22 protein-coding genes are annotated in these 20,119 nt (G+C 71.4%); 8 read left to right on the plus strand and 14 right to left on the minus strand.

Annotated elements, in window-relative coordinates:
* Both ACWBNA_RS00445 and ACWBNA_RS00450 read left to right on the plus strand, forming a co-directional pair.
* Positions 1–316, plus strand: a 316-nt coding sequence (locus ACWBNA_RS00445; RefSeq protein WP_482701080.1) for a TIGR03086 family metal-binding protein, incomplete at its 5' end; no start/stop codon positions are given.
* 75 nt (positions 317–391) lie between these two features.
* Positions 392–1,003 (plus strand): phosphoribosylanthranilate isomerase, encoded by a 612-nt coding sequence (locus ACWBNA_RS00450; RefSeq protein ID WP_482701082.1) that lies wholly within the window; start codon positions 392–394, stop codon positions 1,001–1,003.
* Between the two features lie 6 nt (positions 1,004–1,009).
* Here ACWBNA_RS00450 and ACWBNA_RS00455 read toward each other — a convergent pair whose 3' ends face one another.
* The gene (locus ACWBNA_RS00455; RefSeq protein ID WP_482701084.1) at positions 1,010–1,348 is read right to left on the minus strand and encodes a MerR family transcriptional regulator; all 339 of its coding nucleotides are present in this window, start codon (positions 1,346–1,348) and stop codon (positions 1,010–1,012) included.
* 440 nt (positions 1,349–1,788) lie between these two features.
* On the opposite strand from ACWBNA_RS00455, the gene ACWBNA_RS00460 reads away from it, so the two are divergent.
* Entirely contained in the window at positions 1,789–2,163 is a 375-nt protein-coding gene (locus tag ACWBNA_RS00460; protein WP_482701086.1) for a hypothetical protein, read from the plus strand.
* A gap of 75 nt (positions 2,164–2,238) precedes the next feature.
* Here the strand turns inward: ACWBNA_RS00460 and ACWBNA_RS00465 are convergent, their stop codons facing one another.
* From ACWBNA_RS00465 to ACWBNA_RS00500, 8 genes are all read right to left on the minus strand, one after another.
* Positions 2,239–2,556: an SCO5918 family protein gene (locus ACWBNA_RS00465; protein WP_482701088.1), complete on the minus strand. Its 318-nt coding sequence runs from the start codon at positions 2,554–2,556 to the stop codon at positions 2,239–2,241.
* Between the two features lie 6 nt (positions 2,557–2,562).
* Positions 2,563–2,850: a CBS domain-containing protein gene (locus ACWBNA_RS00470; protein WP_482701681.1), complete on the minus strand. Its 288-nt coding sequence runs from the start codon at positions 2,848–2,850 to the stop codon at positions 2,563–2,565.
* Between the two features lie 280 nt (positions 2,851–3,130).
* Positions 3,131–4,726, minus strand: coding sequence for a DEAD/DEAH box helicase (locus tag ACWBNA_RS00475; RefSeq protein WP_482701089.1), 1,596 nt, complete (start codon positions 4,724–4,726; stop codon positions 3,131–3,133).
* A 238-nt stretch (positions 4,727–4,964) separates the two neighbouring features.
* Positions 4,965–5,168 carry a cold-shock protein gene (locus ACWBNA_RS00480; RefSeq protein WP_030939356.1) on the minus strand — a complete coding sequence of 68 codons (204 nt, stop codon included), beginning with the start codon at positions 5,166–5,168 and terminating at the stop codon, positions 4,965–4,967.
* Between the two features lie 235 nt (positions 5,169–5,403).
* Positions 5,404–5,574, minus strand: a complete 171-nt coding sequence (locus ACWBNA_RS00485) for a hypothetical protein (protein ID WP_482701091.1) — start codon at positions 5,572–5,574, stop codon at positions 5,404–5,406.
* Positions 5,575–5,609: 35 nt separating this feature from the next.
* Complete coding sequence (locus ACWBNA_RS00490; protein WP_482701093.1) at positions 5,610–5,966, minus strand: PRC-barrel domain-containing protein; 357 nt, start codon at positions 5,964–5,966, stop codon at positions 5,610–5,612.
* 87 nt (positions 5,967–6,053) lie between these two features.
* A complete protein-coding gene (locus ACWBNA_RS00495; RefSeq protein WP_482701094.1) occupies positions 6,054–7,280 on the minus strand; it encodes a cytochrome P450 family protein in 1,227 nt (408 codons plus the stop codon).
* A gap of 32 nt (positions 7,281–7,312) precedes the next feature.
* Complete coding sequence (locus ACWBNA_RS00500; protein WP_482701096.1) at positions 7,313–8,212, minus strand: patatin-like phospholipase family protein; 900 nt, start codon at positions 8,210–8,212, stop codon at positions 7,313–7,315.
* Positions 8,213–8,373: 161 nt separating this feature from the next.
* Between ACWBNA_RS00500 and ACWBNA_RS00505 the strand changes: the two genes are divergently transcribed.
* Complete coding sequence (locus tag ACWBNA_RS00505; protein ID WP_482701098.1) at positions 8,374–9,051, plus strand: TetR/AcrR family transcriptional regulator; 678 nt, start codon at positions 8,374–8,376, stop codon at positions 9,049–9,051.
* A gap of 45 nt (positions 9,052–9,096) precedes the next feature.
* Here the strand turns inward: ACWBNA_RS00505 and ACWBNA_RS00510 are convergent, their stop codons facing one another.
* Positions 9,097–12,138 carry a golvesin C-terminal-like domain-containing protein gene (locus tag ACWBNA_RS00510; RefSeq protein WP_482701683.1) on the minus strand — a complete coding sequence of 1,014 codons (3,042 nt, stop codon included), beginning with the start codon at positions 12,136–12,138 and terminating at the stop codon, positions 9,097–9,099.
* Positions 12,139–12,538: 400 nt separating this feature from the next.
* Here ACWBNA_RS00510 and ACWBNA_RS00515 point away from each other — a divergent pair, with 400 nt between their 5' ends.
* Entirely contained in the window at positions 12,539–13,051 is a 513-nt protein-coding gene (locus ACWBNA_RS00515; protein ID WP_482701100.1) for a signal peptide protein, read from the plus strand.
* A gap of 146 nt (positions 13,052–13,197) precedes the next feature.
* Here the strand turns inward: ACWBNA_RS00515 and ACWBNA_RS00520 are convergent, their stop codons facing one another.
* A complete protein-coding gene (locus tag ACWBNA_RS00520) occupies positions 13,198–13,728 on the minus strand; it encodes a GtrA family protein (protein WP_482701102.1) in 531 nt (176 codons plus the stop codon).
* Positions 13,729–13,990: 262 nt separating this feature from the next.
* Positions 13,991–15,394: a helix-turn-helix domain-containing protein gene (locus ACWBNA_RS00525; RefSeq protein WP_482701103.1), complete on the minus strand. Its 1,404-nt coding sequence runs from the start codon at positions 15,392–15,394 to the stop codon at positions 13,991–13,993.
* 215 nt (positions 15,395–15,609) lie between these two features.
* Between ACWBNA_RS00525 and ACWBNA_RS00530 the strand changes: the two genes are divergently transcribed.
* The 3 genes from ACWBNA_RS00530 (at position 15,610) to ACWBNA_RS00540 (ending at position 18,028) form a co-directional block, all read left to right on the plus strand.
* Entirely contained in the window at positions 15,610–16,386 is a 777-nt protein-coding gene (locus tag ACWBNA_RS00530; RefSeq protein WP_482701106.1) for a DUF4232 domain-containing protein, read from the plus strand.
* Positions 16,387–16,513: 127 nt separating this feature from the next.
* Complete coding sequence (locus ACWBNA_RS00535; protein ID WP_482701108.1) at positions 16,514–17,305, plus strand: Fpg/Nei family DNA glycosylase; 792 nt, start codon at positions 16,514–16,516, stop codon at positions 17,303–17,305.
* A gap of 165 nt (positions 17,306–17,470) precedes the next feature.
* Complete coding sequence (locus ACWBNA_RS00540; RefSeq protein WP_482701109.1) at positions 17,471–18,028, plus strand: hypothetical protein; 558 nt, start codon at positions 17,471–17,473, stop codon at positions 18,026–18,028.
* Positions 18,029–18,388: 360 nt separating this feature from the next.
* Here ACWBNA_RS00540 and ACWBNA_RS00545 read toward each other — a convergent pair whose 3' ends face one another.
* On the minus strand, positions 18,389–19,150 hold the full coding sequence (locus tag ACWBNA_RS00545) for an ABC transporter permease (protein ID WP_482701111.1): 762 nt from the start codon (positions 19,148–19,150) through the stop codon (positions 18,389–18,391).
* Positions 19,147–20,034, minus strand: a complete 888-nt coding sequence (locus tag ACWBNA_RS00550) for an ABC transporter ATP-binding protein (protein WP_482701113.1) — start codon at positions 20,032–20,034, stop codon at positions 19,147–19,149. The genes ACWBNA_RS00545 and ACWBNA_RS00550 overlap by 4 nt, the downstream gene beginning before the upstream one ends.
* Positions 20,035–20,119 lie beyond the last annotated feature (85 nt).

Genomic DNA, 20,119 nt, shown 5'->3' on the forward strand with positions numbered 1-20,119 from the left:
CTGGAGCGAGCCGCGGGCGTGGGCCGGTGAGACGGGCCTGACCGGCGGTGGCCGGATGCCGGCCCCCTTCGTCGGCGGAATCCTGCTGTGCGAGTGGCTGCTGCACGGCTGGGACCTGGCCGTGGCCACCGGTCAGGAACTGCGGGTGGACGACGATCTCACCGCTGCGGTGTACGAGAACGTGGCCGCCAGGGCCGAGACGGCCCGACGGTACGGCGTGTTCGGCCCCGAGGTTCCGATGCCCGGTACGGCACCGCTGTTCGACCGCGCCCTGGGCCTGGCGGGCCGCGACCCCGCGTGGAAGCGCGGAACCTGACCGCTCGGCGGCCGGGACCACGCCGGTAACGTGGTCTCACCCGGTTCCCCTCGTCCGCCGCAATGGAGCACCAGCGTGAGCAACTCCCTGTTCGTCAAGATCTGTGGCCTGAGGACCGAGAGGGACGTCGACACGGCGGTCGAGGCGGGGGCCGACGCCATCGGGTTCGTGTTCTCGGAGAGCCCGCGCCGCATCGACGTCGCCACGGCCGCACGACTGTGCGCTCGCGTGCCGGAGGGCGTGCTGACGGTGGGCGTCTTCCGCAAGGAGCCCCTGGACGAGGTGCGGTCCGTGGCCGCCGACGCGGGCATCGGCGCCGTACAACTGCACGGGCCGGAGGACCGCGGGTACTACGGCGAGCTGGCCACGGGCGGGTGGACGCTGATCCGGGCCGCGGCCTTCGGCGACCTGGTACCGCGCTTCGGGGACATGGGCGAGGACATGCTCCTCCTCGACGCGCCCGTGCCGGGCTCCGGCGTCGCCTGGGACTGGAACAGCAAGCCACTCGCGGGGTCCGGAGAGAAGTGGCTGCTCGCCGGCGGCCTCAGCCCGGACAACGTACGGCACGCCGTCGACGCCACGGGCCCGTGGGGTGTCGACGTGTCCAGCGGGGTGGAGCAGAGCCGCGGGGTCAAGGACCCCGCCCTGATCAAGGCGTTCGTGAAGGCCGCCCGCGCACAGTCCTGACGCCGCTCAGCCCGAACCGCGGGACGCCTGGCCCGCCGAGCGGCGGTACTCCGCGTTGATGCGCTGAGCCTCCTCGAGCTGGTCCTCGAGGATGACGATGCGGCAGGCGGCCTCGATCGGTGTGCCCCGGTCGACGAGCTCGCGGGCCCGGGCGGCGATCCGCAGCTGGTAGCGGGAGTAGCGGCGATGGCCGCCCTCGGAGCGGAGTGGAGTGATCAGACGGGCCTCGCCGATGGCGCGGAGAAAGCCCGGCGTGGTGCCGAGCATCTCGGCGGCCCGGCCCATCGTGTAGGCGGGGTAGTCGTCGTCGTCCAGACGACCGCTGAGCGGAGTATCTGCTGTCATGTCACCTCGTTGAACCAACGCGTCGAGGGGCCCTGGCGCCGTACGGCACCAGGGCCCCGAAGGAAATTGAACACCATCTGTCGGCCCTACTGCTGTGCCGACCTGCTACGTCCGCCGCCCGGCCCAGAAGGGCGGGACTGCGGGGATCGCGGCTGCGTGACCGGGGACCACCTTCCAATCCGGGGTCTTGCGGTACCCGGCCCGAGCGTGCTCGGTCCGGGCGATCCTGATGGCGTCTGCTCCTCCGTCCTTCCTTGCGACCAGGCAGTTCGTGTCTGCCGGGCTGTGCTGAACCATGTCTACGAGAGAAACGCTACCTGGGGCATCGGCCAATGTCTACTCCCTCAAAAGTAGATTTGGGCTCAGGGGGGTGCCAGGTATTCTGCGGTTCGCACGGGGGCCGCGCGGCCCGGCCCGGCCGCCGCATAGAATCGGCTTTCATGCCGAACCCTGACGAGCTGCTCATCGCCATCTCCGCCATGGTGGAGTCGGAGCAGAGCAATCAGATGTCGCTGACCGTGGTCGTCTCAGGTGCCGTGATCACCGGCCGACTGGCACCCGAGGCCGTGTGGCGGGAGCGGGTGTCGGAGGTCCTGAAGGACTCGGACCACCTGGGCCCGTTCGCCGACGTCTTCACCGCCGGCCGGGCCGAGCGCCGGCCCGACCCCGGCGAGACGCCCACGCATCTGCACTTCCATCTGGCCCGGATCCTGCAGGGCACCGTCGGGATCCCCGACACGGGCGGAATGTACCGTGTCGCGATCAAGGACGTCAGCGCCTGGACCGTGGGCGACTTCAGCTACTCCGACCAGTGAGAACAGCAGTGAGGGCCCTGCCGACGTCTGTCGGCGGGGCCCTCACTGTCGTCCTGAGGTGGCTTGCGCCCGTCCTCACGCCTCCTGGTGCTCGGGGGTGCCGAGCAGGGCCGACGCGGTCTGGAGCGGGCTGAGGACCGGTGCCACCGGCACGGCCTCGGGGTGCTCGTGACAGGTGAAGCCGAGGCGGGCCATCGCGCGGGTGACCTCGGCGGCGGAGAAGTCGCGGCGGTCCTGACGGGTGATGATCTCGCCCACCTGCTTGACGGGGTAACGGCGACGGCCGATGGTCACGGACTCACCCGTGACGAGTTCGGGCTTGATGCCCTTCATCGAGTCCAGGACCCCCATCTTCGTGAGATCGAAGGGGTAGCGGGCGATGACACAGCGCATGATGCCTCACAGGGAGAAGGGGAACGGGCTGACCGCGTGTCCGCCGAGGATGTCCCGCAGCCGGATCCGGTCCGTGTACGCGGAGCTGGCCCGGAGGCGGGCGAGCTGGGCCCGGGTGATCGAGCCGGTGCTCTCGTCGTCACCGTCGCACACGAGCAGATGCTGGACCCGGGCGCCGACCATGACCGACAGTGCCACTTCGACCGTCATGTCGTCACAGACCCGCGGCCCGGACACGTCCACGTCCACGTCGACCACAGTAGTGGTGGCGGGACCCGCCGAGTGCCGCCGCATCTGAACCGATGTCAAAGAGTGCCTCCTGCGAGATGGCGGACGGGGCGAAGAGGGGTTGACGCCGGTGAGCGGGGGACGGCCCGCCCCAGATGGGCGTGCCGTCCNGACCACAGTAGTGGTGGCGGGACCCGCCGAGTGCCGCCGCATCTGAACCGATGTCAAAGAGTGCCTCCTGCGAGATGGCGGACGGGGCGAAGAGGGGTTGACGCCGGTGAGCGGGGGACGGCACGCCGCAGATGGGCGTGCCGTCCCCCGTGTCTCCGAACGATCGCTACAGGTACTAGGCCGCCGAGCCGTAGGAGGTCCTGCGCCGCGCGGTGCCGCGTCCGGCCTCGCTGGTGGAGCGGCTCTGACCGCCACGGCTCTGGCCGCCCTGACCGCCACGGCTCTGGCCGCCCTGGCCGCCGCGGCTCTGACCGCTCTGCGTGCCGCTCTGTCCGCCCTGGGCGCTGCCGCGGCCGCGACGGCCCCGGGAGGAGGACGAGGACGCGGAGCGACGGGGGCGTTCCACCACCGGGTTGGTGATGACCACCGGGATGCCGGAAGGAGCCTGGGCGCCGGTGATACGGCTCAGCTCCTCCTCGCCCGAACGCACCGGGGTCACCGTCGCGTTGATGCCGGCCGACATCATCAGCCGCGTCATGTCGCGACGCTGATCGGGCGTCACCAGGGTGACGACGCTGCCGGACTCGCCGGCACGGGCGGTACGGCCGCCGCGGTGCAGGTAGTCCTTGGGGTCGGTGGGCGGGTCCACGTTCACGACCAGGTCGAGGTTGTCGACGTGGATGCCACGGGCCGCCACGTTGGTCGCCACCAGCACCGTCACATGCCCGTCCTTGAACTGGGCGAGGGTCCGGGTGCGCTGCGGCTGGGACTTGCCGCCGTGGAGGGCCCCGGCGCGGACGCCGCTGCTCAGCAGGTGCTTGGTCAGCCGGTCCACCGCGTGCTTGGTGTCCAGGAACATGATCACGCGGCCTTCGCGGGCCGCGATCTCGGTGGTCGTCCGCTGCTTGTCCGTGCCGTGGACGTGGAGCACGTGGTGCTCCATCGTGGTGACCGCGCCCTGGGACGGGTCGACGGAGTGCACCACCGGGTCGGTCAGGTAGCGGCGGACCAGCAGGTCCACGTTGCGGTCCAGGGTGGCCGAGAAGAGCATCCGCTGGCCGTCGGCGCGCACCTGGTCGAGCAGGGCGGTGACCTGGGGCATGAAGCCCATGTCCGTCATCTGGTCGGCCTCGTCGAGGACCGTGATGTCGACGTCGTCCAGTCGGCAGTCGCCGCGGTCGATCAGGTCCTTGAGCCGTCCCGGCGTCGCCACGACGACCTCGGCGCCGCCGCGCAGCGCGCCGGCCTGCCTGCCGATCGACATTCCGCCGACGACGGTGGCCAGCCGCAGCTTCACGGCGCGGGCGTACGGGGTGAGCGCGTCGGTGACCTGCTGGGCGAGCTCGCGGGTGGGCACGAGGACCAGGGCGAGCGGCTGCCGGGGCTGGGCGGTGCGACCCGCGGTGCGGGCCAGCAGCGCGAGGCCGAAGGCGAGGGTCTTGCCCGAGCCGGTGCGGCCACGGCCGAGGACGTCACGGCCGGCGAGGGAGTTCGGCAGGGTCGCGGCCTGGATCGGGAACGGTACGGTCACGCCCTCGTGGCCCAGTGCGGCCAACAGCTTCTCCGGCATGTCGAGTTCGGCGAACGCCTCGACGGCGGGCAGAGCGGGGGTGACGGTCTTCGGCAGGGCGAACTCGCCCTGCACTGCGGTCTGTCGACCGCCGCGGCCGGGATTGCCGCGCTTCTTGGAGGCCGCACCCGAGGACATGCCTCCGGTGCGGGTACGGGCGAAGCGGTCGTTTGTGCGGGTGCGCGTGTAGGCGCGGTTCATATGGAACCTTCCTTGATGCGGCACGTACCAAGGAATTCCCGCAGCAGATGAGCAGCGCAGAGAATTGCAAGAACGAGCCGAATGTGAATTCCAACCGATATGATTGAGCAATGGATATCGGGAATTCGATATCCGGTTTCGGGCGCGGTATTTCTACGCGGCGCCCGGGAACGCAGCGAGCTGGGGCCCGCACCCCAAGGTGCGGGCCCCAGCTGCGAAGTCAGCGTCTGATTCAGTGTCAGGCGGGGACGATGTTCTCGGCCGTCGGGCCCTTCTGGCCCTGAGCGATGTCGAAGGACACCTTCTGACCCTCCTGAAGCTCACGGAAGCCCTGGGCGGCGATGTTCGAGTAGTGGGCGAAGACGTCGGGGCCGCCGCCGTCCTGCTCGATGAAGCCGAAGCCCTTTTCCGCGTTGAACCACTTCACGGTGCCAGTAGCCATAATGTTTCTCCTTTGGGACGGTGTTCGGAGTTCGCCGTGTGCGGACTCCGGTCGCCGTGATGATCAGCCCGTCGGAAAAAACCTTCTGGCAACCACACCTGCAACTGAGATCGACAGTAGCAGGTCGCGTTCGGCCGTGCACGGTCGATGATTTCGCCTGGTCGGCCGACCCGGGAATACTCATCGCGCGTCGCGTCGATTTCTCACTTCACGGTCACAGATATTGCTCCCGTGGTCAGCGAATCGGCCGCCGACGGACCCGCCGAGCCCCTCGTGCCGTGATGAAGACCACATCGGCCACGAACAGCACGACACCGATGGCCAACAGGTATCCCAGACCGTCCGCCGCGGCGCCGATGATGCCCAGCGCGACGGCCACGAGGACGAGCAGCAGGAAGATCACCATCGACTCGTACACCTCCCGGTGCCGCGGATGAGGGGTCAGCGGCGCGCGAGTTGGCGTTCGCCGTTGACGCCCGGCCGGTACGGCATGCCGTAGTGCTGGAAGATCGCTTCCTCCCGCTCGGCGGGCAGGACGTCGTCCGTGCCGATGGAAGGGGCCTTCCGCACCTCCCCCTTGGGGTGGGAGACCTGGACGTAGCCGGGGCCGACGACCGCCTCGTCGAGCGGGACGAAGACCAGTCGCCGGCGGGAGGGCAGTCCGGTGCGGACCGTGACCACGGACGGTTCGTCGGTGGTGGTGTCCACGTAGACCGCTTCGAGCATGCCGATCCTGTGGCCCTTCGGGTCGACCACGTCATGGTTGCGCCACTCGCGGATGTCGGCTGAACGGATCATGCCTGCTCCCTGTGTGCTGGCCCACTTGTCATCGTAGGACCGGCGGACCCTTCCGGCATCACCCGCGTACACCTCGTCCGCGGCCTTTCAGCCCAGCCGGACCGGCAGTTCGGCCAGGCCCCGCAGCAGAGTGCTGGTCCGCCATCGGAGTGTCGCCGGTTCGGTGGCGAAGGTGAGGCGGGGGTGGTGCGCCAGGAGCAGGCGTACGGCGATCTCGGCCTCCAGGCGGGCCAGTGGGGCGCCGAGACAGTGGTGGAGGCCGTGGCCGAAACCGAGGTGTCCCTGGACGCGCCGGGTGATGTCGAAGCGGTCGGGGTCGGGGAAGTGCAGCGGATCGCGGGAGGCCGCGGCGAGGGAGACCAGGACCGCGTCGCCGGTGCCGATGCGGGTGCCCGCGAGGTCCAGGGGCTCGGCGGCGAAGCGGAACGCGGTGGCGTGGACCGGTGAGGTGTGGCGCAGCGACTCCTCGACGGCGCGGCCGGTCAGCCCGGGGTCGGCGCGGAGCAGGTCGAGCTGGTCCGGATGGGTGAGCAGGCCGTGGAGGGTTCCGGAGATCAGGTTGACCGTCGTCTCGTGGCCGGCGACGAGGATGAGGAAGGCCATGCCGAGGAGTTCCTCGTCGGTGAGAGGGGCCCCGTCCGTCCTCTCCCTCTCCTCGTCGGCGGACACCGGTTGTTCGCGGGCCGTCGCGGCCAGATCGCCGAGCAGGGTGCCGTCCGGGCCGGCGGCCTTGCGGTCGATCAGCTCGGTGAGACTGCCGGCCAGTGCGCCCGCGGCCGCGGCCGCCGCTTCCTCGGAGGTGGGCATGACCAGCTCGTTCGACCAGGTGTGGAAGGCGGAACGGTCCGCCGCGGGGACACCGAGGAGATCGCAGATCACGGTGACCGGCAGCGGGAGCGCGTACCGGCTCACCAGGTCCGCGGTCCCTTCTCGGGGCAGCGCGGCGAGCAGGTCACGCGCGGTGCCCTCGATCAGCGGGCGTGACGCGGCGACCCGGGCCGGCGTGAAGTGGCCCGCCACCAGCCGGCGCAGCCGGGTGTGCTGCGGGGGATCGCTCTGGAGCATGTTGCGGCCGAGGGCGTGGCCGCCGTCGGTCCGCCAGGACGAGGAGTGCCGGATGTCGTTGCGCAGGCGCGGGTCGGTCAGCGCGGCGCGTGCCGCGTCGCGGGTCACGACCAGCCAGCACTCTCCGCTCCCCGGCACGAGCACGCGGTGCACGGGCCCCTCGACGCGCAGGGCCGCGTAGACGGGATACGGGTCACTGGCCAGGTCGTGGCCGTCGGGGGCCAGCTCCTCCAGGGTGCGGGCCTGCATGGCATCGCCTTTCGTCGAGGGCTGGCGGTCGGCTATCGCTCGCTGCTACGGCCGTGCCATACGTCGGCCACGGTGTCGGCGAGGGCGGTGGCCTGGGCGTGCCCGGCGAGGGCGGCGTCCAGGCGGTGGGCGTCGGCGGTCATGTCGCGTCCCATGGCCCGGCGGGAGGCGCGGTCCGGGGCCAGCAGCGTGACGGCGACGCCCTCGGCGGCGAGGGCGGCGGCCTCCTGCCGCGCGTGGGGGTGCGGTCCGACGGCGGACGGGATCGGAGCGACGGCCACCACCCGCCGACAGCCGCGGGCCAGGTGGAGGTTGGTGGTGGAGCGGCTGCCGCCGTCCATCCAGTGGCGGCCGGCGGCCGTGACGGGCGGCCAGACCAGGGGGACCGCGCAGCTGGCGGCGACCGCTTCGACGAGGGTGAGCGTCGAGTCCGCGCCGAAGGCCGCCACCTGCCCGGTGTGGGCGTCGACCGCGGCGATCCGCAGGGCGCGCGCGGGCCATCGCGACGCCCCGCGCAGCAGTGGTCGCAGGACTTCCGGCAGGTCGGGCCCGGGGGCGGGCCGGGCGGCCAGGGCGGCGCGGCCCAGACGGCGTACGGAGCGGTCGGGGTCGCGGGATCCGAGCGCCGCCCACAGGAAGCGGAGGGTCTGGGCCGCGGTCACGCTCATGACCAGCCGGTCGACGCCGGTGAGTTGACGCTCGTACATCTCGCGCGGCGGCTCCCCGCACGCGAGCCGGGAGCCGAAGATCGCGCCCGCCGAGGTGCCGATGACGACGTCGGCCCGGTCGAGGTCGATGCCGGCGTCCGCGAGACCGGCGAGCACACCGGTCATCCAGGCGCCGCCGACCGGGCCTCCACCGCCGAGTACGAGTGCCGTGCCGCCTGTGCTGTCAGTGCCGCTCGTGGCGCCGGTGCCGCCCGTGCCGCTCATGTCCCGCCCTCCCGAGCACGCGAAATGGGGACTGGTCCCCGTTTTGGGTTCCGACGATAACATCGCTGCCGGGGAGTGCTCCCCACTTCCGGGATTCCGGGGCAGTGCGGCTTCGTGGGTTCGTGGGTTCGTGAGTTCGTGGCTCCGTGCGGAGGGTGACGATGACCGTCGAAGGACACCGGGCGACGCCTCCGCGGCGACGCGACGCGCGGCGCAGCTGGGATCTCCTGGTGGCCGCGGCCCACGAGGTGTTCACCGAGCAGGGGCTCGAAGCGCCGCTGGACGTGATCGCCCGCCGGGCGGGCGTCGGAAACGCGACGCTCTATCGGCACTTCCCCACCCGCGCCGCCCTCATCGACGCCGTCTTCCACGACCTGCTGACGGACACGATGACCGCGGGCGAGCAGGCCCGGGCCGCGCCGGACGCGTGGGCGGGCCTGAACACGTACCTCCGCGCCGTCTTCACCACGCTGGCCGCCGACCGCGGCACCAACGACCTCATGACCACCCGGCTGGAGGGCGTCGACGCGCTGCGGGCCGTGCACGTCCACAACCGGGTGACGGTGGAACTCCTGTTGCGGCGCGGTCGGGACGAGGGCACGGTCCGCGAGGACGTCACCGTCGAGGACGTCCTGTTCGCGCTCGCGGCCCTCGGCCGTGCCGTCCCGGCCCTGACCACCGCGACGACCCCCGACGCCTGGCGCCGCCCCCTCGCCCTGCTCCTCGCCGGCCTGCAGGCCTCGCCGAGCGCGTCCTCGCCCCTCCCCGGCCCGGCCCTCAGTCCCGACCAACTCGGCGATGTTCTACAGGAGTTGGGCCCGCACCGGAACAGCAGATAACCCCCGGGCCATGGGCCGGGGGGTTATCTGCCGTCGCCGTCGCCGCTACTCCTCCGGAGAGGGGGACGGGGACGGGGACGGAGACGCCGAGGCGGCGTCCGAGGGCTTGCCCGGCAGGGGCTCGAAGGCCAGGGCGTCCCAGGCGATCGAGTCGTCGCCGGTGCCGTCGGCCGTGTCCGAGCTCAGCGAGACGCTCGGGGTGCCGTGGAACTCGTACGAGTCCAGGGAGACCCAGGCGTTCTTGCCACCGGTGTCCTGCGAGATCGTCTTCTCCACGACGGTGCCGTCACCGAGGTCGATGCGGTAGGTCGCCTGGCCGGTGTCGGCCTCGTGGTCCGGCAGGTGGACCATGACCCGTGCCCAGCCGTTGACCGACCGGTCGGGCGTCCAGGTGCCGGTGACGACCGAGTCGGTGAGACTCGGCGCCCGGGTGTGGGTGAACCAGAAGTGACCGCCGAAGCCAGAACCCAGCTGGTGGAAGTCGATCTTCGACGGGTAGACGGTCGCGCCGTTCTGCACCGCGGAGCCGAAGGTGAACGTCAGGGTGCCCCGGCTGGTCCAGTTCTTCGCGTCGGCGCAGGGGTTGGTGCTGCCCACCCGGAACTTCACCGTGTTCGGCACGTCGTCCACGATCAGCGCGTTCTGCGGCAGGGAGGAGGTGCAGGACGCCGGTCGGGGCGAGGTGGCCTTCGGCTCGGGGTCGCTCGCCTCGTAGGCCGGCACCTCGGTGCCGCACGTGGTGGCGCAGTCCGTCCAGGTCGAGGACGCGTGCCACCAGCACTTGAAGTCGTCGCGCTGGCAGGGGCCTTCGGGCTGGCTCGAACCTTCCACCTTGCGGAGCTTGGAGGTGTCGCACTCGTTGTCGGCGGGCTTGCAGAAGGCGTCGTGCGGCGGTTCGGCGGCCGGCGCGCCGCCGGCGGGCCAGTCGCCGACGGTGAAGGCCGCACCGGACGCGCCGGTCGCCGGGTCGGTCTTCTGCTGGGAGTACGCCGCCCAGCCCAGGACCCGTTCCGGGTACGTCCACAGATTGGGGTTGCGGGCGTCGTCGTAGCCGGAGGACAGGAACATCTTCCGGTCCGGCGGGTAGAGGCCGTTGGCCGGGTTGTTGAACCAGCCCAGGCCCCAGGGAGCGGCGGTGTCCGACGCGGTCGGCTCGTTGAAGCCGCTGTTGTACGCCCACAGCGCGAACCACCAGTTCTCCAGGTACCGGGGGTCACCGCCGTTGGCGAGGATGCCGTGCGTGTACAGCTGGTTCCACTTGTCCTGGAGGATCTGCAGACCGGCCGCGATGTTCGCCGCGTAGTCGACGGTGATCGCCTTCTGCTGCTCGGCGGTGTACGTGGTGTCCGAGCGGGCCATCCCGCTGGTCACCTGGGAGATGCCGTAACCGCAGTCGGCGGCCGACCAGTCGACGGTGTGGACGCTGCCGCCGTTGCCGTAGTAGCCGCCCTGGATGAAGTTGCCGCTCTCGCCGGCGGCCGCCCGCGAGGTGGCCTGCACGAGGTTGGACTCCTGGGTGAGCACACCGAGCATGATCTGCGCGGGCACTCGTCCGCCGCCCTTGAGCTCGACCGGCGGGAACATCCCCTGGGGGGTGTACGACGAGAGGTCGGTGCCGTTCCATCCGCTACGGCGGCGGACGTCGAGCTCGCCCTGTACGGCGAGGTCCGTCGCCCACTCGACCATGGCGGGGGACGGCTGGAGCGCCTGGAGGCCGGGGTCGTTGCGGGAGACGGCGCAGGCACGGTCCGGGTCGGTGGTGGTGTGCTCCGGGCCGTCGTCGTCGACGCTGTCCAGCCGCATGCCGGCCGACGGACCGTGGAGGCTGTCCGTGCGCATGCCGGCGGACGAGACGTCGAGGCTGTTCGTGTGCATCCCGGCGGACGGGCTCTCGCCGCTGCCCGCGGTGGTGAGGGGGGCCAGGGCCGGGGACTGTTCGGCGCCCTGGCCCTGCTGCGGCGCCCTGGGCTTCACGCGGAAGTCGAAGGTGGCGCCGGTGCCCGTGGCCAGGGCGTTGATGCCGACCGGCTGGGCGGTGCCCGCGGCGAGGGCCCTGCCGACGCCCTTGCCGCCGGCCGCCTCCGCGCCGTTGCCGACACTGGTCAGGGCGAGCGCGCCGGTGGTGGAGACCTCGGACGCGGCCGGGACGTCGAGGACCTTCCAGCCCTTCGGCCAGCTCTGCGGAGTGTTCTCCGGCGAGCTCCGCGGCGAGTTCTCCGGGTGGGCGGAGCCCCGGATGTCGTCCTGGGCGTCCGTCCCGGTGACGAAGACCCGGCCGCCGGTGCCGTGCACCGCCAGCGCGCCGAGCGCGCCTGAGCCGAGCAGTCGGTCGGAGCCGTCCTGCGTGACCCGGCGGACCTGCACCTTCTTCCCGGCGGCCGGGGCCTGGTAGGCGAGGCCGCCGTGCGCGTCCGGCACCAGCCGGAACGGCGTGCCCGCCGTACGGGCCAGGGTGCTGACGTCTCCCCGACGGTTCACCGAGACCACCGAGGTGCCGTTGGCCGCCGCGATGCCGGTGCCGAAGGGCACGGCGGAGGTCAGCTGGCCGGGGACGGTCTGCCGACGGGTCAGCTTCCCCTGCCGCGCGTCGACGGTGAGCAGTTGCGTGCCCTCGCCCTGCGGCCTGGAGAGCACGGCCTGCTCGCCGTCGCCGCAGCCGGGGTTGAAGTAGGCGAGGGAGACCAGTTGCGGCAGCTTGGTCACGGTCCCGTCGGTCAGGTCGACCACGGCCGCGAACGCGCCCTGCTGGAAGCCCTCCTGATCGTTGATCACCTGGCGGGGCGCGTAGACCACCACGGCCCGGTCGCCGGACGCGGTCACACAGCTCTGCCCGATCCACTGGTCGGTGTCGATGCCGGGCTCGGACAGGGTGGCCGCGGTGCGCCATGCGTAGGCGTGCGCGGCGTCGGCGACCAGTACGTGCAGTCCGGTGCGGTCTCCGTCGTACGTGACGATCCGGTCGTCGGACTGCCGCCATCCCGAGGGCAGTTGCGAGGTGTCGGTCACTCGGTCCGGCGGTGGCGCGGCGCCGCGCTGGGGGGAGGAGTCGGTGAAGGCCGCCGATGCCAGTGGGGCGACGAGAGCCATCGCCACCACGGATGTCGCGCCGGCCGCGAGTATTCGGCCGCGTCGGCTCTTCGGCACCCGCCAGCGGTGCCTTCCTCCTGCATTTTCACGAGAAGTGCGCAAGGCATTCCGTCCGGGTTCACTTGTCAAGGTCTGGTACCGGCTTTCATGGTTCCCCCGGGCCGGTGAAGCGGAAGCTATCAGTCCGATATGACGGCGGTTCACGCCCCGGGATCCTTACCGGGGGGTATCCACGAAATATCCACGAGAGGTGAAGAAGTCTTCATCTCCCGCTTCCTGGCGTCGAGTTGGCGAGCGACGCTCCCGCCGTCCGCCTCGTCCTTTCGGCCGATACGCCGGGTGCCGACCGCGCCTACGATGCGGTTCAGTTCACTCAAGCGAATCCGAAGGATCAGCGAACGTGTCGTCGAAGAACAGTCGTCTCAGGGTCGCTCTCGTGGCCCTCGTCGTGGCAGCGGCCGGTCTGGCCATGGCCGGACCCGCCGCGGCAGCCACCCAACAGGCCCCCGCGGCAGTGTCCTCGGCCCTGCCCGAGCAGGAGCCCGCCATACTCACCGGCTTCGTGGACCTGCCCACGAGCGCCCTTCCGGCCGACAGCCGGAAGCACAGGTTCACGGTCACCTACCGCAACGACTCCTCGGTGGACCAGACCGTCGCCCCGCAACTCCTGGTGGAGTCCCCGGACTCGGGACCCTTCCTGGACCCCTCGGACGTCAAGGTCGAGCACCGCACCGCGAGCGGCTGCTGGGAAGCCGTCCAGCTCGGCAGCCAGACCGGCACCCTGTACACCGACCTCTCGACCGCACAGCGCACGCTGCACGCGGGCGAGACCCTCACCGAGCAGTACCGCCTCACCGTCCTCGACCCGGACGCCGAGGGCACGGTGCACCCACGGGTGGCCCTCTACGGCTGAGTCTGACGACTGATCACCTTCTCTCGCACACGGCGAGCGGGCCCGGGTCCCGGACCCGGGCCCGCTCGCCGGGTGGTTCAGGAAGTGACCGTCAGGAAGCCGGTTCGGCGCCGCGTAGGTGACGGCCTGTGCCGTCGGCTCCCCGCTCACGCGGCTGACAGGACGGCGGGCGGCCGGACCGACCGGGGGACCGTCACCGTCACCTTCGCCCGCACCGGGACCGGCCCCGAAACCCGCACCGGCACCGTCGTCCGGCTGCGGCCGGCGGCGAAGACGAACAGGCGCAGGATCAGGAAGCGGCCGAAGCCGGCGAGGCCGGAGGCACCGAGGTAGACGATCTGCTCGGTGAGCATCCCGGGCGACGCCTGGACCAGGTGCAGGACGAACACCGCGGCACAGGTCACCGCGTAGGCGACCGCGGCCGAACCCGCGGACTGCCAGTGGCGCCGCCATCCGGCGCGCCGGCCCGACCCGAAGGTGAAGCGGGCGTGGAGCTCCGTGCACAGGAGGGTGGAGGCCACGGTGACCAGCGCGTTCGCCACCGCCCACGGCATCAGTCCGGCGAGCGACGGTATGGCCAGGCTGGAGAGGACGCCGAGCCCCCCGCCGAGCACCACGAACCGGGCGAAGGAGGCGAACGGTCCGGGTGCGGCCGGGTTCCGGGGCGCGCTGTCCATGGCGGTCTCCATCCGCTCCGTACGCCGCGCCTCGCTCGGCCGCGTATGTTTGCTTGACTTACTCAAACATAAATGGATTGCTTGAGTTACGCAAGTAGATATCGAGGTCAGGAGAGAGCCGTGGCGGGATTTCAGCAGTCAGCGGGCACGGGCCGAAGACGGCGAGGGCGATCTCGCCGGCCGTCCAGGTGCCGCCGATGAAGGAGAAGACGCTCCGGCAGCCGTGGCCGCGTCGTCCGCGTCGTCCGCGCCCGCCGGGTACTCAGCCGGGAACGTCGGGATTCCACTCGTCCCGCGACCACTCGGAGTCACCGAGCGGGTAGATGTACGCGGGACGCCCCACGTTCCCGCTCGTGCGGAAGGGCTTGCCCTTGTCGTCGATGCGTAGGGTGCCCTGTTCGTCGCCGCTGGACCAGTCCAGTTCCAGGTACCAGCTCACGTTGTGCGTCCGCGCGTCAGCGAAGACGTAGAAGACCTCGGGGTCGGACTCGCTCACCTTGTACGGGAAGTCGCGCTGCCCGGCCCTGGGGGAGAGCGCGGGCCGCCCGGCGTCGAGGTCCACACCGAACGCCGCCGTGTCGACACCGCCGCCGCATCCGACGCCCATCGCGAAGTCGTTCCAGGTGAGCGGCGCGCTCTTCTCCACGACCCGCACATGCAGTTCGTCCAGGACGACGGTGGCCTTCCCGGTGCCCTGCACGGTCAGCGCGAGCATCTGCTGCCCGGCGGCGACCCCGCCGAGCGCGGTGACCCAGCCGCGGGCGTCGGGTTCGCCCGGCGGCGGGGGCACCTGTTCGGGGTTCTGGTCGACGAGGTAGTGCTGGCTGCACGGTCCTTCCCACTGGTACGGATTCACGGAGACGGCGGGCGCGGTGGCCCCGCCCTCGGCTCCGCCCCCCTGGACCGCCCCGGCCGCCGCACCGTTTCGGGAGGCGGAGGCGGAGGCGGAGGCGGAAGCCGTGGGGCTGCCGCTGCGCGAGGCGGACGGCGAGGCCGACCTGCCCTTTTGATCCGCCGACTTGGAAGCCGCCGGACTGTCGTCGACGGTCTCGGAGGCGGCCCCCGCGGACTGCTTCCCGCCCTGGTCGTCGTCGCCCGTACCGGGCACGAGGTGCATCGCGAGCGCGACCGACACGAGGGCGGCGGCCACGGCGGCACCGGCGAGGACGGCGGTACGCCGCCGCCGCGTCACGGGCGTCACGGGCGTCTCGGTCGCCTCTGCCGGATCCCCCCGCTCGACCTCGGGAACGGTCTCGCCCTCTGCCGCCGAGGTCTCGTCCTCCGCCGCCGGGGTCTCATCCCCGGCCGCCGGGGTCTCGTCCCCCGCCACCGGAGTCCCGCCCTCCGTCACCGGGGTCTCGTCCTCCGCCGCTGTCGGCGCCGTCCCCCGCGACCGCTCCTCAGCAGGGTTCTCCTCCGCCTTCCGCCCCCGCAGGGCGTCCGCGAGAACCCATCGCCGGTGCAGCTCCACCAGCTCCTCGGGCGTCGCCTTGCACACCCGCGCGAACCGCTCCACGGGCGCGTAGTCCGTCGGTACGGCGTCCCCGTTCACGTACCGGTGAAGCGTGGAGGTACTCGTGTGCAGCCGCTTCCCGAGCACCCCGTAACTGAGCCCGGACCGCTCCTTCAACTGCCCGAGCAGCTCCGAGAACTCGTCCCCCGCCACCGTTCCTCCCCCTCCAACGTCCCGGGCCCCCGTTCCAGGGGCAGGTCATTCCCCCAGGTCAGAGGCGTTGCATGCGTTCCAGCGTCCCGGATGCCCCGGCAGTCGTGGCGGCCGGGACGGATCACCGCACAAGCTTGGGCCATCCAAGCACGCCGCTCCCGGCACCCGGTCGAGCGCCCCGTGCCAACACCCGTACACACCTGGGGGATTCACTCATGTCCGCACGCACCACCCGCGTCCACCTGCTCGCCGCCGCGTTCACCATCGCCACGCTGACCTTGACGGCGTGCAACAACGGAGAGGGCGTCAAGGACGAGGGAGCGTCGGCGGGCTCGGCGTCCACGTCGGCGCCCGCGGCCTCCGCCACGGCTTCGCCCAAGGCGAGCGGCGGAACGTCCACGGGGGCGGGACAGACCGACGCCGGGGGCTCGACCGGCGCCGCCGCCGGCTCGGGCGGTACGGCGGGTTCCACGGGCACCTCCGGATCCACGGGCACGTCGGGCTCGGGCACCTCGGGTTCCCAGGGCACTGCGGGATCCAAGGGCACCTCGGGCTCCTCGGGTTCGAAGGACTCGCCGGCCGCCCCCGCGAACTGCTCCAGCACCGCCACCCGGACGACCGCCACCGTGGTCTCCCGCCCTTTGAACCACCTCCTCCTCACCGTCACCAACACCGGCTCGAAGAACTGCAACCTCACCGGCTACCCCGTCGTCCGGTTCGGCGAGGCCCAGTCCGTCCCGCCGGCCTTCGAGGACTCCAAGCCGCAGGCGGTGGTGACGCTGGCCCCCGGCGAGTCCGGCTACGCGAGCGTTCTCCTCGCGGCCGCGGACGGCAGCGGCTCGAACGGGTACACCGCCAAGTCCCTCGCGGTCTCTTTCAACGACGGCGCGGGCACCGCCCGCCCGTCACTCCCCGCGAAGGGCGTGTACGTCGACGACTCGATCGGCGTCTCGTACTGGCAGGCGACCATGGCCGACGCACTGGCCTGGTGACCCACCGGTGAGTCGGGCACCCCGCGTCGTCGGCGCCGGGTGCCCGCTGTCTCTCCCCCGTCCGGCGATAGCACGTCGGCCTGCCGCGAGCGACCATGGCTGGAGGGCGGGGAGGAAGGACGAACCCATGCCTGAGCTGCCTGACGTAGAGGGGTTCCGCGAGGTGCTCGAGTCCTGCGCCAAGGGCAGACTCATCCAGCGCGTCGACGTCCGCGACGCGGGTGTCCTGCACGAGGTGAGCGTGCGACGGCTGCGCCAGGCGCTGGAGGGCCGGCGCTTCGGCAGGCCGGAGCGGCACGGGAAGTGGCTGCTCGCCCGCACCGACGACGGCCCCACGGTCATGCTGCACTTCGGCATGACCGGCCGCCTGGTCTGCGGCCGTCCGGGCGACGAGATCGAGGCCCACGACCGCGTCCTGTTCACCCTGGCGGGCGACCGCGCGCTCCGGTACCGCGACCAGCGCAAACTCCGGGGGCTCTGGCTGGCCGACGACGACTTTGACGTCGAACGGCTGCTGGACGGGCAGGGCCCCGACGCGATGGCGGTGGATCGTGACGCGTTCGAGGCCGCGCTCGCCTCCCACCGCGGCCGCGTCAAGACCGTCCTCACCGACCAGTCCGTCGTGGCCGGGCTCGGCAACCTGCTCGCCGACGAGATCCTGTGGCGGGCCGGGCTGAATCCCACCGGCCGGGCGAACGACCTCAGCGAGCCCGAACGCCGCCGCCTCTACACCCACATGCGCCGCACCCTGCGCTCCGCGGTCGGCGCCGGACGCGTTCCCCCACGCGACACCTGGCTCACCGGCCACCGCGATGCCCCGGACCCGACGTGCCCCCGCTGCGGCACCTCCCTGTGCCGCACCCGCCTGGCGAGCCGCACCACGGTGTGGTGCCCGCACTGCCAGCCGGACGACTCCTGAGCCTTTTACGGACCCGGTCACCAACGGCCCGGTCAACAATGGCGGGAATGCCACCCTTTCGATTGGCACCCGACAGCCGCCTGGCATGGTCCGTCGCAATTGGATCGACCCTTTTCGCATGATCGTGGCACCCCCCCGTAGCCTTTTCGGAAGGTGTGTTCTGCCGTGACGCCCCCCGTATCCGACCTGCAATTGCCACCGATTTACTGCCCGCTGGAGTCCGCCGTACATCCTCATGTACGGCGGATCGAGAAGCGGGCCGTCGAATGGATCGGCAGCAGCGGCATGTGTGCCACCACGCGGGAAGAGGCGTGGGTGGTGGCCACGCACAGCACCGACTTCTTCGCCCGGTTCGCCCCGGTCGCCGCCGACGACGACCGGCTGCTCGCGGCGGCCCTGTGGGTGTACTGGGGCTTCGCCTTCGACGACGCCCGCTGCGACAGCGGGCCGCTGAGCAGTCGACCCGCGCAGTTCAACGCGCTGGCCGGTCCGGGCACGGGCGGGCCGGCCCAGGCCGGTGCCATGGTCGCGGCCACCAGCGCGAGAGCGGCGCACAGGGCGGCGCGAGTCGTCTGCCGCATCCCGGTCATATTCTTTTCGCTTTCCTTCGTCATCGGTTTTCCACCGTTTGGGCCCGCGGTCGGGGATTCGTATGGGGAGGTGTTTTTGCTTCGTGCTTCTGCCGCTTCGTTCGGGGTAATGCCGCCTTTCTCGGTGTTCTGAGGAGGGCCGTGCTGGCTAGGGTTGCTTTCGCCCCCTCTCTCTTTCTTCTGTCTTTCTGCGTGGAGTTTTGTCATGTCGTTGCTGCTTCGCCGTGTCGCTGTGGTGTCGCTGGCCGCGCTGGCGCTGACGGCGGGCGGGACCGCGGTCGCCGGTGCCTCGGTCGTGCCGGCGCCGGTCGTCGGTTCGCCCGGCTCGGACGGGTTCGGTGGCCACCACCAGCAGCCGTGCACTTCGGCCCGTTCGAGGTCCCGAGGTCCGCCAGCCTCTCCGGCGGTTTCTCCTGGGGCATGGGCCACTAGGGGCCGGTCCCGCCGGATCGCGGATGATGAGGGTCGTCGTCGGACGGCCTTCATCGTCATGTCAGCGCTTCAGGGTGGCGGCGCTGGCGACGAGGACCACGATCACGCACGCCAGGATCAGCAGCGCGTCCCGGACGAACATCCCGGTGACGCCGGTGTGGGTGGCGGCCTCGCCCGCGGCCTGGACGGCGTAGGCCATCGGCATGGCCTTGGCCACGGCGGACAGGGCGCCGTGCATGTCGTCGCGGGGCACGAACAGGCCGCACACCAGGAACTGCGGCAGCACGCCGGTGGGCAGGAACTGCACGGCCTGGAACTCGTTGCGGGCGAAGGCGCTGACCAGCAGGCCCAGGGCCAGGCCGAGCAGCGCCCCGAGCATGGCGATGACCATCAGCAGATAGGCCGGACCCTTGATGTCCAGACCGAGCGGGCCGATGGACAACAGGGTGGACAACACGGCTTGGACCAGCGCCAGGAAGGCGAAGGCGAGGCTGTAGCCGAGCACGATGTCCAGGCGCCGTACCGGCATGGTCAGCAGCCGTTCGGCGGTGCCGGAGGTGCGTTCCCGCAGCGTGGACACGGACGCCACCAGGTACATGACGATGACCGGGAAGATGCCGAAGACCTGCGGACCGACCCGCTCGAAGGTGGGCTCCGCGCTGTGGAACATCAGCTTCAGCAGCACCATGAGCATGCAGGGGATGCCCAACAGCAGGGCGGTGCTGCCGCGGTCGCGGGAGATCTGCTGCAGCACGCGTACCGCGGTGGCACCGGTGATGGTGGGCGAGAAGGGCAGCTGGTCGGCGACGGGTGTGATGCTCACGTGAGGGTGTCCGTGGCGAAGTAGGCCCGTTCGGTGTCGGGCGGGCCGGCCTGGTCGAGCAGGTGCGGCACCGTGCCGCCGTCGACGGCGGCACGCTTCCGGGCGCGCGCCACCGCGGCGCCGGCGGCTCGGACGAGATGCATGAAGGCCTCCTCCACATCGGCGCAACCGGTGTGCTTGAGTACGGTCTCCCGGTCGGCGCTGGCCAGGAGCCGGCCGGCGCGCATCAGCAGCAGCCGGTCGCAGCGGTCGGCCTCGTCCATGACATGGCTGGAGACCAGCAGCGTGGTGCCCGCCTCGGCCAACCGCTGGAAGACCAGCCACAGTTCGCGGCGCACCATCGGGTCGAGGCCGACCGTCGGTTCGTCCATCACCAGCAGGTCGGGCTTGTTCAGCAGCGCCACCGCGAGCGACACGCGCGAGTACTGTCCCCCCGACAGCCGGGCGACCGGCTTGTCGGCGTAGGAGGCGAGGTCCACCTCCTTCACCACGCGGACCACGGCGTCCTCCCGCTGCCAGCCCCGCATGTTGAGGGCGGCCGCGAAGTACCGCAGGTTCTCCAGCACGGTCAGGTCCGCGTACACCGAGGGGGCCTGGGTGACGTAGCCGACGCGGGTGCGCAACGGCCAGGCGCCCGCGGAGTGGCCGAGGACCTGGACGTGGCCGGCGGTGGCCTGCTGGACCCCGACCACACAACGCAGCAGCGTGGTCTTGCCGCAGCCGCTCGGGCCGAGCAGGCCGACGATGGAGCCCCGGGGGATGGTGAACGTGATGTTCCGGAGCACCGGGTGGGAGCCGCGCGTCACCTGCAGTCCGTAGGCGGCGACGGCCGGGAGGTCACTGCTGTGCTCGGTGTCCTGCACGGCTCCACTGTGTTTCGTCATGAGAAGGACCGCGGTGGGAGACCAGGGGCGGTCGGGAAGGGCGGTCGAGGCCGCCGACGGAACAACGGCAGGGCCCGGTGCGAAG

This window comes from Streptomyces sp. Q2 (genome assembly GCF_056820935.1).

Bases quoted from the DNA above. Each gene is read 5' to 3' on its own strand.
- ACWBNA_RS00455 (WP_482701084.1), bottom strand. From the start codon at position 1,348: ATGACAGCAGATACTCCGCTCAGCGGTCGTCTGGACGACGACGACTAC.
- ACWBNA_RS00460 (WP_482701086.1), top strand. From the start codon at position 1,789: ATGCCGAACCCTGACGAGCTGCTCATCGCCATCTCCGCCATGGTGGAG.
- ACWBNA_RS00465 (WP_482701088.1), bottom strand. From the start codon at position 2,556: ATGCGCTGTGTCATCGCCCGCTACCCCTTCGATCTCACGAAGATGGGG.
- ACWBNA_RS00470 (WP_482701681.1), bottom strand. From the start codon at position 2,850: ATGCGGCGGCACTCGGCGGGTCCCGCCACCACTACTGTGGTCGACGTG.
- ACWBNA_RS00475 (WP_482701089.1), bottom strand. From the start codon at position 4,726: ATGAACCGCGCCTACACGCGCACCCGCACAAACGACCGCTTCGCCCGT.
- ACWBNA_RS00480 (WP_030939356.1), bottom strand. From the start codon at position 5,168: ATGGCTACTGGCACCGTGAAGTGGTTCAACGCGGAAAAGGGCTTCGGC.
- ACWBNA_RS00485 (WP_482701091.1), bottom strand. From the start codon at position 5,574: ATGGTGATCTTCCTGCTGCTCGTCCTCGTGGCCGTCGCGCTGGGCATC.
- ACWBNA_RS00490 (WP_482701093.1), bottom strand. From the start codon at position 5,966: ATGATCCGTTCAGCCGACATCCGCGAGTGGCGCAACCATGACGTGGTC.
- ACWBNA_RS00495 (WP_482701094.1), bottom strand. From the start codon at position 7,280: ATGCAGGCCCGCACCCTGGAGGAGCTGGCCCCCGACGGCCACGACCTG.
- ACWBNA_RS00500 (WP_482701096.1), bottom strand. From the start codon at position 8,212: ATGAGCGGCACGGGCGGCACCGGCGCCACGAGCGGCACTGACAGCACA.
- ACWBNA_RS00505 (WP_482701098.1), top strand. From the start codon at position 8,374: ATGACCGTCGAAGGACACCGGGCGACGCCTCCGCGGCGACGCGACGCG.
- ACWBNA_RS00510 (WP_482701683.1), bottom strand. From the start codon at position 12,138: ATGGCTCTCGTCGCCCCACTGGCATCGGCGGCCTTCACCGACTCCTCC.
- ACWBNA_RS00520 (WP_482701102.1), bottom strand. From the start codon at position 13,728: ATGGACAGCGCGCCCCGGAACCCGGCCGCACCCGGACCGTTCGCCTCC.
- ACWBNA_RS00530 (WP_482701106.1), top strand. From the start codon at position 15,610: ATGTCCGCACGCACCACCCGCGTCCACCTGCTCGCCGCCGCGTTCACC.
- ACWBNA_RS00535 (WP_482701108.1), top strand. From the start codon at position 16,514: ATGCCTGAGCTGCCTGACGTAGAGGGGTTCCGCGAGGTGCTCGAGTCC.
- ACWBNA_RS00550 (WP_482701113.1), bottom strand. From the start codon at position 20,034: ATGACGAAACACAGTGGAGCCGTGCAGGACACCGAGCACAGCAGTGAC.